6 protein-coding genes are annotated in these 12,400 nt (G+C 56.6%); 3 read left to right on the top strand and 3 right to left on the bottom strand.

The features are described 5' to 3' along the window. Window positions 1-770: 770 nt before the first annotated feature. Window positions 771-941: an acyl-CoA dehydrogenase family protein gene (locus tag ACNJYA_RS10230; protein WP_109142783.1), complete on the top strand. Its 171-nt coding sequence runs from the start codon at window positions 771-773 to the stop codon at window positions 939-941. Between the two features lie 1,131 nt (window positions 942-2,072). Here ACNJYA_RS10230 and ACNJYA_RS10225 read toward each other — a convergent pair. From ACNJYA_RS10225 to ACNJYA_RS10215, 3 genes are all read right to left on the bottom strand, one after another. After that, on the bottom strand, window positions 2,073-2,765 hold the full coding sequence (locus ACNJYA_RS10225) for a YopT-type cysteine protease domain-containing protein (protein WP_439403421.1): 693 nt from the start codon (window positions 2,763-2,765) through the stop codon (window positions 2,073-2,075). 825 nt (window positions 2,766-3,590) lie between these two features. Next, window positions 3,591-3,809, bottom strand: coding sequence for a DUF7694 domain-containing protein (locus ACNJYA_RS10220; protein ID WP_439403420.1), 219 nt, complete (start codon window positions 3,807-3,809; stop codon window positions 3,591-3,593). A gap of 185 nt (window positions 3,810-3,994) precedes the next feature. Next, entirely contained in the window at window positions 3,995-4,153 is a 159-nt protein-coding gene (locus ACNJYA_RS10215; RefSeq protein WP_439402749.1) for a hypothetical protein, read from the bottom strand. A 3,810-nt stretch (window positions 4,154-7,963) separates the two neighbouring features. On the opposite strand from ACNJYA_RS10215, the gene trpD reads away from it, so the two are divergent. Together trpD and ACNJYA_RS10205 are read left to right on the top strand one after the other, a co-directional pair. Further along, on the top strand, window positions 7,964-8,977 hold the full coding sequence (gene trpD, locus ACNJYA_RS10210) for an anthranilate phosphoribosyltransferase (RefSeq protein ID WP_439402748.1): 1,014 nt from the start codon (window positions 7,964-7,966) through the stop codon (window positions 8,975-8,977). Window positions 8,978-10,051: 1,074 nt separating this feature from the next. Continuing rightward, on the top strand, window positions 10,052-11,344 hold the full coding sequence (locus ACNJYA_RS10205) for a peptide ligase PGM1-related protein (protein ID WP_439402746.1): 1,293 nt from the start codon (window positions 10,052-10,054) through the stop codon (window positions 11,342-11,344). Window positions 11,345-12,400: the final 1,056 nt, after the last annotated feature.

Here is a 12,400-nt window from a genome sequence, read left to right as displayed (position 1 = left end):
GCCCGTTGCCAGCCCGCCGAAGGTCCGGCCCATCGGTCTATCCGCGGCGGCAGCACCCCAACTCAATTTTCTTGACCGTTCCTTCCGCGACGACAGGACCGCGTGCGGTACGACGATGAGCGGGTCTATGGCGATTTTGACTCACGAAGCTGTCTCTGCTCATCCAAATGTTCGAACCCTTGGCGTGCCGTAGACTCGGCGCCGCCTGTCCGCTTTCGACCTCCTTGTCCGCTTTCTTCTGTTGGAGCGTAGCTGGAGGCGACGAAATGCCTTTCGTGAAGTATCGCACTTACATCTTGTGGCCTAAGGGCTTGTTTGGACCCGGTGAACATTCTCACAAACCACAGTATTTTGTGGAAAGTGCGATGATTATTCTGCGCCTCGTTTGGTCACGCGGACGGGGCTCCCCTCAACTCCCCTGCTGCGGACGGCAGGACATGCTTAAGAGTGATCACACACTAAAATCGCAAGGCTTGCTTTGCGTCCAATATATACGGTATCCGATCGGAACGGGGATGCTTTGCAAAAGAGCTCGCCGGCGGGGCGGCTGCAAGACAGTCCGGTCCCGGCTCGTGCCTGCACTGCGCCTGCATCCACACTATACCAATGTCTGGCCAAGGTAGCCTCTCGGATGAATTGGCACGAAACGCGGTCAGGATCGCTTAGCTGAAGGGCATGCAACTGCACGATATTCCAATTTTATCGCTGAGCTCAGTCAGCTCACTTTCGCAGACGCGGATGGCCGCTAAGCCTTCCCTCCGACCCTACATATGGTTTTGGCAAGGCATGGACTGTTTCGGCCAACCGTACCAGAAGAGCACGGCGGATTAGCTCTCTCTTTGCAAGAGGCTATCGACCTCATCTCCGCGACGGCATCGTTCGGTGTCTCCGCGGCATCGCCCCTCATTATCCATAACTTCCTAGCCTTACCCCGCATTTAAGCGTTCTGCTGCCACCTTCTCGCTGGCACAGCGCATATTGGGGAAGAGCTTGTGTCTGTACTCAACCATACTTTCAAGTGACCCTTTCGCTAGGCGGGTGGCGGGGTTCAAAAACAGGAGGGCCTCCCCCGCACGGCCCGCTTTCGCTTGATGCTTCGCGTCGGTTTCGTCAGCTTTCGGAAAGCTCCCCCGTCTACATCGATGTTGAAGTTAGCAGCACGTGGTAGGGACAGCGCTTGCCCCGAGTATGCGTGGGGATTTTGGCGCCGAGTCACGTTTCTGCTAACTTCAACCAGTAGTGCGAGCGTGGCAGAGAGAACATCTGATCCATCCAGTCCGACCAACGTCGTGTCGCGCGCCGGTTGCTTCCGGCGTCAGACTGGGATCAGATCGGCACTACCGGGCGACGGTCTTCCAGACCAAGCTAAATGCCGCATGCGATTGTTCCGTAGGAGAAGGATGTCACTCGCACTATTCGGCAAGGTCACTTCTCAAATGGCTTTGTAGTCCAGCTCGGCGGCACAGTTCGACCGCGAGACGTGGAAGGACGCAGTGCGTAGTGTTGCCACTGAGCTAGATCGTGGATGAGGTCTTCACCCATAGCCGGACGTTACGAAAAGTGCAGCGACGAGAGGCGCGGATTGTTGCGGAGCTCGTGGCGAGTGAGGGCTCGGTTTGGCCGCCGGTACGACTGCATGCAATTGTCGTCGGCTGCAGCTATTCGGTTGGCGACTCAGTATCGAAAGGGCCGGCCAGGACTCCGAAGCAGTCGAACTAACAGCTTGTGCCGGCTCTGTGGGTGCCTAGTCAAACCTTAGCTCTGTGCGCGATTGGGGGTCGGGCATCGGAAGTTAGCTAACAGGCCATCGATCCTGCTCGAGTGCAAGCGCTGGCCATTTTGGCCTTGAGGCGGCGAGGGCGCGGGCTCAAATCTGAGTGATCTGACGACCTGATCGCCTAAACATTCTCCCCCTCTCTGCACTACTTCCAGAGAGCATCCGCCCAGAGCACGGGTCCAACATCCGAACACCGTGGCGAATGCACCATGGTAGGCACCGCGGCTGTCGCGCATCGACCGATGAAGTTCCGCGCGGTGGCATCCGGCGAGGTCCGTTGCAACCTATAAAGTCCTCATGTCATCCTTTGTGTGGCGACAGTCAATATATCAAGGTTGTTCGGGGGGCTCCTGTAGCGCTCCGCAAGACTCCTGAACAACCCTCCGACCCGATCCGACGGAACATCAAATTCGCCATAGTTGGGATCAAAGAGGGTCGTCGCTCCATTCGACGTCACTGTCGCAATGATGTGGGCGCCACCTGCGGCGAAACGCATCCTGACCAAATACATGGACTCATCCTTGGTGATCTCCTTCACGATCCGGTCAATGCACGAAGATGTATCAAACCTATATCGCGTCTCTTCAGCAGACGGTTGCAGGTCAGCGTGGCGTAGCGTTGTGCTTCTTGCCTGGAGGTCGCGAGACCCTTCCGCCCCATCGTTTTTCAATTGAGCCTTGAGCTTTTCGTACTGTTCCTGCCGGCTTGCTGCTGAGCGGTGCTTTTCAGTGTCCGGGAGCAGAGCCCTCATTCGGGATGACGGGCTGCTTGGGAGGTCTAGGAGCCACTCCGCTACCAATCCAACACAGATTCCGCTGACATTCGCTTCGGGCAATTCAGAAGTCCTGTAATCGAATAGAGAGCGAACAGGGCTAGCTGCCGAGGATGACTCGGAGCTCGAGGACAGAGAGGATATGCTGTGGCGCGAGGTGCTTGGACTATCAAGGATTACATCTGAGGTATGTGGCTTGCTGAAGCAGAGCCCCATTCTGTCGAACAATTCGCCGGACGGCCGGCTCTCCCGTCGCGCGAGTTGGCTGAGTGTTTGCGCAAATTCGTTACTGTCTGCGGGCCTACTCGATCCGTCAGCTTGAATAACCCATGTGTACTGGCCATCGACTTGATTATACATGCTGGTTCACCTGCTTCTTCGGCGCACGCGTCCTCAGAGGGAGCGCGCTGCCTACATCTTGCCGCGGATGATATCACAGCAAACTGACGAAGAGCTGACCGCCAAACAGCCTTGGGAAGCTACGGCCAATTGGTTGCGCGATCTTGCGTGCTCACTAGCGCGGCTGCAGGTGTGAGGTGATGGCCGAATAGCTAGTGACTCTTGCACGCTTACCGAGGGCGAGCTCGGACCTGCAGATGCATTCGGGATAATGACTACGCTGGACAGCGCGACCGTCGGTTTGGTGGTCGATCTTACCTTTATCGTGTTGCGCCGGTCGGCCGGCGCAACCTCGCCTCCACAAATTGCGCAATTCGCTCCCCGTGATCGGCCATCGGCCAGTGAGATGCTGTTGTTGCGGCTGACGCACCTTCAGCACAGATCTGAAAACCAGGTTTAAACACAAGTTACGATCTTGTTAACTCTACAACAAGTCGCGCAGACATTTTCTCTCGCCGACTCAGTGTGCCGTTAGCCGCTCCTGTTTGACGGCGGCATTTCGGGTTCAGCCGGCCTGCACTTTACAACAGTCAAGCGAGCCCGACATACACTCGCATGTGACACGTCATTGCGGGAGACCGAGCCTGTGCTTGTGCACCTGCTCGACCTCACCTTCTGCTGGACTTTTGTTAGCTCAGGCCGTCATGCTGTCGCGCTCATTCGCGCGAACAACGTTGCCGCATCTGAGGGACTTAATCCAACGACGCCTACGAAGCTTGGGGACGGCATCGGAATGTCTCGATAGGTGGGTCTCCACAAGTGGAGGCAATAGCGGCTGTTATTCACGTACGTCGAATGTGGCGGATGCAGTTGCATGACGCACTCTTCTTCATCCCAGAACAGGTCTTTCACAAAGCACATCTCGTCCCAATTCGGACAGCGCCGCGGGGTAGAAACAGCGACATGCTCCCAGCCAGGACGGACAAATGCACTTATCTTAAGTTCACACCCACAAGGCCCCTGCACAAGGAACATACCGCAAGGGCCTGACCCTGGAGCAGTAGCGAACCGGCCGTGTTGCACGCGGCCGCCCTCCAGCTTCTCTATCATCTTCGCTCGCACGCCCGCTCCTTCGCCTCTCGGATAGCCCTGAAGTCTACGTAGATGACGTTGTCTCGTAACAAGTTAACCTGCTCGGTCCTCCGCCCAGCGTTCCTAACCCAATCCACAGCGCGCCATCCGATAAAGCCGTAGATGTCTGTCATCACTCACTCTCCTTCGATTATTGCTTTAAGGCGTATTGCGGCCTCAGTCCGCCGGTTGCCTTAGCATGAGCGGTACCAATATCTGCGCGTTGGGCGAATTGAAGCGCCGGTTGGACCTCCCGCTACTCGTGTAAGTCTGTCATTAAGTCTCTCCGAGGCGAAGCCAGTTTGTCATTGATACCAGGCAGTATTCACCGCTCATTGCCAGCATAGCGCCCATCCTGGCTGAGCAGGCGAAATCGGCGACTCTTGACGCGTCACCTCGTCTTCAATGAATTCGTCTTCATCATGGCATGCTCCCTTATTGGCGATGACATCTAGATCTCATGATGCTCGCAAAACCAGTAGTGGCACCAGATAGATCGGGGCGACATTGCTGCTTCGTGAGAGAGTACTTGATCACTCGACGACCTCCTCGCCAAGGCTGAACAGTCCTAATTCGCCATTTATGTGAAAATGGTTCAGTTTTATGGCGTCCAAATCGGCACACACACAGCCGCGGACGCAGGCATGCCCGTTCTTTGAACTGAACCATTCGGCGGATCACCTGCTGTCTTGGTCGTAAGCTAACGGTCAGGAACAATGATTAGTCGATCTCATCGACTGCAACTGCGAATGTCGCCCGATTTTTCCCGCATCACTGAGATGCAGCTCCTAACGCGTTGTCAATGGCATGGCGCTCGCGAACCGCTCACCTTTTTGTCGCTAATGCGGGTGTTGTTTTTGACATGAATGTCGCGACTCAGACGTCGCGCAACGGATTCGTGTCACCAATCGACCGCATCAAAAGCGCTGCAGCAGGTTCTACCTCGTGGCATGTCGCTTGCTGTGCTGACAGAACGCGACCTCGCTGTAGCGAAAGTGCACGAGCAATAAATCGGCCGGACGGCCGCCGCAACGAACATCGGTTCTGATGCCCAATGAAAAGAGGACTGCTAACTTATGAGTGATAGGAGGCATGCAAAGCTTGGCATTTTTCTATTGACCGGCGCTCAGCCTAATCAAACGACTAATTGGCGCGCAACAAAGCACCCAACGATCATGCATTTCGGCGCCGATCGTCCCTCCCGGCGACCCCAGAAAAGGTGGAACTTGTGGCTTCTGGCCGCACTCCTCATAAATACGCTGCTTTGGGCCGGGATCTACTTAGTCATCGCGGCGTTCTTGTGAAACACTCTCGCGCATGGCAAACGCCCGATGGACTTCTGGCGCCTCTCGCGATCGCGGGCTGCCACCGCTGCGAACAAACTGGTGCCAGGGCGCTTCGCGCTGCTACCTGGACATTGAGTGCGCTGCGCCGGCGGACGCAAAGGACATTTCGGCTTACCCAGATGTCTCGAATTTGCACCACTGATGTGCCGCCGCAGCGTGAGGACGCGCCAAATTGACCTTTAGCAGCTCAACGCGTTTGCGGCGAGTGGCATCCGGGCTTCAAAGCGAGGCGCAACGGATCGACTGCAAGTGAGGACTAGGGCCCGTATTCCCTTATGTGACAGTTAGCTTTCGAGAAGCTGACAAAACAAGGTGAAAGGAACGTAGGCCAAGCGGCCGGCTGGGCGCTCACGGGCGTGTGGCATAGGACGTCAGGTGCCTTTCCTTCTGGCTCTCTCAATGCTCCGTACAGGCGGCAGTTTACTTGCTTGCTGACCGATATCTACCTAGCCATTAGGTCGGCTGGAGATCGACAGGCTGAGCTAAGGACGGTACCGACGTTACAGCTCTTGCTCAGGCCACGTATCGTCGTCATTCTTCCGCATCTGCCACACGTGGGCACGCCGCGCTAACTTGTCGTACTCCAATGCAATTTTAAGGAGCTTGTCTTTGGCTTTTCCGTCGATGAGCGCTGCCGCTTTCTTTCGCGTTGCTTCCGCGCGGCCTCGCCAGTGATCGGGCTGGTACAGTTTACTTTTCGGATTCATGCCGAGAGCATGCAATCCTTAGATCAACGAATTGCGACAGCGACACTCCGTATCATCACGTAGGAGCGACGCTCGTGGCGCCGGCTACCGGAGCAGCATCAGCCCCAGTCCAAAGTAATCATTCAGAAACGGACGAATGCGTATTGCAGTCGATGCTCATACGAAGAATGCACAGCCACCTACAGCTTCAGACCATTTCTCCCACCAAAAGACTTGAATCGCACGTGGCGTTAGATTGTAGGGTTCTGGACAAGTGGGGATCACCTCTGACAATCAGTCGAGTGACAGTGTTCACGTGCATTTGGAATGCCTCAAGTATCCACAATAGACCGGGACGACCGAACAGAGAGCCTCACGTCATCCAGGCGCGAGCCTGCGCCCGATTCCTCGAATGCTACTCCTGCTTCTGCTGAACTAATCGCGGGTTGCGACGTCTGCGCGGCCAGGGTCCGAGCACTCGACAAGACGCAACCTAACTCACAGACAACCCCGCCCAACCTCTTCAAATATAGTGGAAAAGAAGCGCGATGACACCAAACATTTTCTCAACCCGTCATCATGGTCGCTCTTGCAAGGCCGAGCGCATCATCAACAGCGACATAAGCACATCCGCGCCTTCTGATCTCTATGCTTCGCCAGAGCTGGCCAGGGCCGGTTCGAGCGGCATCGTGGCGAGTCCGCCGTCGCTCATCGGCCGGCGACTAGGCTGACCATAGTACCTCAGGTCATGCCAGGCAGACTCAAGCACTCCTCGAGACATGGAGGCATGCACTGGCCGCACAATCATCAGCAACTCCAAGACGTTCATCTGGTGCGTCGGCGCGGATGTTAGTACCTCGCCCTTCGTAAGGCTTTGCCGACGTGCATGGTGTCGTTTCCTGTCGTCCTGGACAAATGACGAGCCCGCTACAGTGAGAACGGCAAAAGTAGAGCAACGAGCTTGCAGACAGCTAAGCAGATCCGCCTGTTTCCCGTTTTGCACGTGGTGCGTTCCGGGCAACAAGAACCATAATTAGCTCCACCAAATTGATGGAATTTCATGATGCAAAAGCAACGAATTCAGTTGGCTCCGCACCTCAGACTCTACTACCGCGATATCGCCCTAGGCCTGGCAATGGCAACTGTAATGCTTGCGCCGGTCAAGGCGAGTGATCGAACGCCGACCGCAGACGAGAAAGAGGCCTGCATGGGAGACGTATTCCGACTTTGTAGCAGTCACATACCAGATCGTACCGCTATCACTGCCTGCCTCAGATCCAAACAAGATCGTCTCAGTCAGCAATGTCGCTACGTGATCTCCGGGCGGGACATCGGCAATAAGAGCAGCGGATCGAGGTGAAGATGCTGCGACCTGTCCCTCCTACTCCTCTCCAGAAGTCGTCCCAGCTTGACCTACAACACGTCACATAAGGGTTCACCGAACGGCTCACCACTTCATGCGGGGCCGGTCAACGGACGCATCCATCGCTCCCTGGAGGCTGTCATGCGCAGGTTCATCACAGTGGCATGGGATCATTTCGTAGAGCGAGCTAAGCTCAGCCTGAAATTGGCATCGACATATTCACAGCACGTGCGGAAGCCACTCTGCGGCTCCGCCACGGCGGCACCGGAAATCCGCGCCCTGTGATCGGTCGGAACTTCGACAGGAAGCGGGCGCGAGACAGAGCTATAATCCTCGCATCACCAAGAGCCCCACCGAATGGAGAGAGCTTGACCCTCACGTAGCGTCAGGTTGTAGCGTCGCCAGACGCCACGTTCATCCGACGCCCGCCTCCGGGAATCGAGCGGCTTAGCGAGTGCGGATAGAGCGGCAGCTGCAGCAGCGCACCCGGTTGTGAAGGGGCCTGGCTGAACGGACGGACCCTAGTTTGGAAGGAACGTATAAAGTTCGATGGAACCGCTTAAATCGATCATCGGTAAGGTTGCCACCGGCGCCACTCTGACCCGCGATGAGGCCGCGTCAGCCTTCGACAGCATGATGTCCGGCGACGCAACTCCCTCGCAAATCGGGGGCTTGTTGATTGGGATGAGGGTCCGCGGGGAGACGGTCGAAGAAGTCACCGGCGCCGCATCCGCAATGCGAAATATACTGCCAAGGGTCGAGACGCGATGTGATCCCATCGATATCGCTGGTACGAGCGATACCGTTATGTCTTCGCTCAACGTATCGACGTGCGCTTCGTTCATCGTCGCCGGCGTCGGCGTTCCCGTCGCCAAGAATGTCAACCGCGCTGCGTCTTTGCGCTCTAGCACGGCAGCCGTGTTGGCGCACCTCGGCGTAAAGGTCGATCTCAAGCCAGAGTCAATTGCACGTTGTGTGCACGAAGCCGACATTGGCTTCGTGTTTGCGTCACCCGACTTTCCGGCGATGCAGCGCATCAGGCAGATCCGGGGCGTACTTGGAACCCACACGATGTTCAATCTAATCGAGGCTCTGTCGAATCCAGCCGGGGTCAAGCGGCATATCCTTGGAGTGCCGACTTCCGAATGGGTGCAGCCTCTGGCGCAAGTCTTGAAGAACCTTGGTGCCGATTCGGCATGGGTGGTTCATGGCTCGGGCGGGCTCGATGATTTATCCCTCACCGACACAAGCTTTGTTGCTGCGGTTGAGGCGGGTACAGTCCGCACGTTCGAAGTCACGCCGGAAGAAGCCGGGCTCCCCCGCTACCGCGCCGATGCGCTGGAGTGCAGTGATGTCGAGGCTCATGCGTTTGCGTTACAAAACGTGCTCGATGGCCTGCCAGGTCGTTTTCGTGATGCCGCCCTTCTGAATGCGGCGGCCGCACTGGTGGTGGCCGGGCGGGCCTCGAACCTAGAGGAAGGCGTGGCGCTCGGACAAGAATCACTTGATCGGGGCGCTGCAGCCGCTCGACTGAACCGGTTGATCGCGGTTTCGAACGCCTGACAGCCGAGCTCGTTGATGCCGCAACCTTGCGATCAATAGTGGCTTACTCGCGAGAACACTGTTGCAGCCGCGAATGCGCGTTACTTGTGCCGGTTTCTCAGGGAGCGCCGCTTGCGCAAGTCCAGGTCAAAACAGCTCGCGCTGAACACTTAGCCCGACAGCCAACGTTTGATGCACCAGAGGCTGTTCGAGCCCCGGTCGTTGAGGTGAGGACCGGCGACGAAGCGTGGGCAACGCGCCAAAGGAGACAATCGAATATGCCCTGGCAGAGGATTGAAACACTTGGAACCATCGCAACGATAGAACACATCATTCGAAAGTTTCGAGAATTGATCGATACAGATAGCTCGATCCCGCCGGAGCTGCGGCGTACGCTGCACGAGACGCTGGATGGGCATCTTCTGGAAGCAAAGCGGCGTGTTCTCCTGAGAGAAAATTAGGTCCGTATGCCGTCTACACACGGAGGGACACTAGCAGGCCGCGCTCTACGCCCACGCTCAAAATCCTTGCGGCCACGACCGGGTTCGAGCTGCTCGCTCGTTCAGCGGTGGCTCCGATGACGATTGCTTCGCGCCGTTCATCTCGCCTTGTCGGACTGGTCATCGATGGTGATGGCCCGCATACGCACCCTGGCCAACTCTAGATTTCGTCGAAACTCGGCGACTGGGGTCATTCGTTGGACACGCCTCCGGCGCATTCGCGGGATCGATCCTCAAAGGCCTCGCCCACAGGCTTCCCCGTCAGGGCACCGCTGATGCTTGCGACACCAGCTCTTCGGGCGCCCTCTTCGGGCATGAGCTTGGCCACGTTCTCATTGGGTCCGCAAAAAGGGGCTTGAACCTGACGTAACGTTAAATCGTAGGCTCTTGAGGTGTTAGATATATGGGTGTGAAGGACTTCGGATGCCTCAGCCGGTCAGATCCGCGGACCGATCGCTGGTCATGCTCCTTATCCCCGATGGCCATCGCCGCAATCGCAACTCGCTGCAAAACCCTTCGACCGTGGTTGCCATAACCAACCCATCCTGATCAAGTCCAGATGCCCGGAGGTTCGCGAATGCCGCGGATCCTAATTATGAATGCCGGTACGCCTCAGATGTCAGGCGTCCATCTGACAAAGGCTCAACTTTCGCTGGCCGCCAACTCGGCATTCCGTTCAGCGTGGTTTGCTCAGGAGCGCGACCTAATCGTCTCCCCGGTAGTGATCCCGGCGGATCTGCTATCCTTCATTGGCGCGACGCTCGATTTCGATGCATCGAGTCTTCGCCTGCTTGTACCAACGAGCCGCCAACCGACCATCCTCAATGATTACGCGTTGCTGTCCGAGACTGTTGTCGCGCGAATTAAAAGACATATTCGTCAACAATCCACCTGGCGATTGTACCCCTGCTACTTTACTGAAGGCGTCGCACACCTGGCGGCCAAACTAAGCATACCAAAGATTGGCGACGACTTCGCCCTGCAGCGCGGTCCTGATTTACTGAATCGCAAGAGTCACTTCCGTCAGTTGGCAACAAGCGTCGCACTTCCGATCCCTCATGGATGTGTCGCGACAGATCCAAATGGACTGTTAAAAGCAGTCACTCACCTCAAATCCGAGACCGGCAGGGTCATCGTGAAGTTGGATAATGGAGCTGGAGGGGTCGGAAATGTCATTTTGACGAGCAGTAAAAGCGATCCCCTACCTGGAGCCAGAGATACTCGGTGGACTTCCTGGCGTTCGCTTGATCCTGACGCGCTTTACTCCGAGATCACAACAGCATCGTGTAAGACGCTGGTCGTTGAATCGTACCACTTGGCCCGATCCTTGTTTTATCTCGAGTATGCAATCCAGGATGATGCATCAATTGCTTTCATCAATAGTGGAAACATACGCCTGCATAAAAGCCCAGATCGGTCCGAAAGGGCTCTCATCTGGACAGGGCTTGAGCTTCCCAGCGATCTAGAGAACGAGCAATGGTTGACTGCCCAGGAGCATGCCTACCGATTTGTGGCGCTAGCGAGAGACCTCGGCTATCGCGGAATGATCAATATCGACGCTATTTTCGCCAAAGACGGACGGTTGCTGTTCAATGAAGCGAACGGCCGCTGGGGTGGCGGCTCGGTGTTACACAACATTGCAGTTCGGCTGCTAGGCCCCGACTATTCCAGTCGCAACGTCATTCTATCTGTAAGAAATGTGCGATCACCATCCTTTCAAGCGGCGCATGATCGCTTCTTCAAAGAGGGATTGCTATTCGACCGCAAACGTAAGGCAGGCGTGATCCCGCTTGCCGCCGACAAACAGGCCGGTACCGTGGAGTGCGTTGTGATTGCGCCCGACAGGGCCGCGGCCCACGATCAGCAACACCGACTGTTAAGGTCCTAGCGAACACATCCGTTTTCCCACCCCCCAAAATACAAGGGCACGGCCTGAGCAAATAGGTTCGGCGCGGCGGCTGCCTTCACTCACTGCAGCGCCGGCCAGGGCGAGAGGCTAGGTTTATCCTTAATGCTAAACGTCGGATAATGATCGTGACCTTGCGCGGGAAATATTCTCACCCAGCTGATCGATCGCTGCAACAGGCTGTCCTGCGCAACGGCATCCGCTAAGCGCGTTGCGTCCGTCAACCCGACATTCTGTCGGTGGTGATTAGAGTCATGATCAAGCGGCTCCGTTTGGAGCGACGGACTTGCGCAACTGCACGAGTACGTCACCAATCTTCGGGTGAGGATGAGGGCTGACCTTATAGTGAATAGATCTTCGTCGAGCGACTGATTCGGAAAGCTGAGCAGCGATCCCTGGCTGAAGTTGTTACGCAGATGCTCATCCAAGCTACCAACAGCAAGAGCATACTGTAGGCAGCTGAGACCTCCCACTTGTTCTCGTTGATGATAGTCGACCTGTATACTCTCAAGACCTCCGCTTCATGGGAACGGATTGGCCTGGCTTTGCGAACGATGCTGGCTCCGCCGGTAGCGCGCGAGGCGCGCATACGACCGAGTCCGGCAAGGACGCTACGCTCGCCGGCCTTCTTAACGCTGCTGCATCGTTGCCCGTGTCGTAAAAACGCTCGGCTATGCCCAGCTTCTCTTTGTAGTCGAGCCATCATCCGCCTGATGCGTGCCCGACCTTACCACCTTGACAAGAGGCGCATCTTGGGAATCGAGAGGCTCGCCACTACCATCTGCGAACCCCCGCGCTACCCGGAATACAGCATCGCGCAGCGCCGAAGCGCCCTCCCTGGTTTCACCCAGCGATAAGATGGCCATGACCAGCCAGCAACTTTTGCTCGGAGGGGCGTGGTGGCCTGTACATGGACCAATGTTAACCATGGCTGCCGACCAGAACTGTCGTAGACGTTACGAGAAACACTGACCACAAGATGTGAAAGCGTTTGAATTTCCCGGAGAGCTCGCCCGCCACTCGGTACTCAGAGACTCA

Source organism: Bradyrhizobium sp. BLXBL-01, from assembly GCF_051853025.1.
Taxonomy (GTDB): Bacteria; Pseudomonadota; Alphaproteobacteria; order Rhizobiales; family Xanthobacteraceae; genus Bradyrhizobium.
This window is presented reverse-complemented; position numbering and strand designations above follow the sequence as displayed.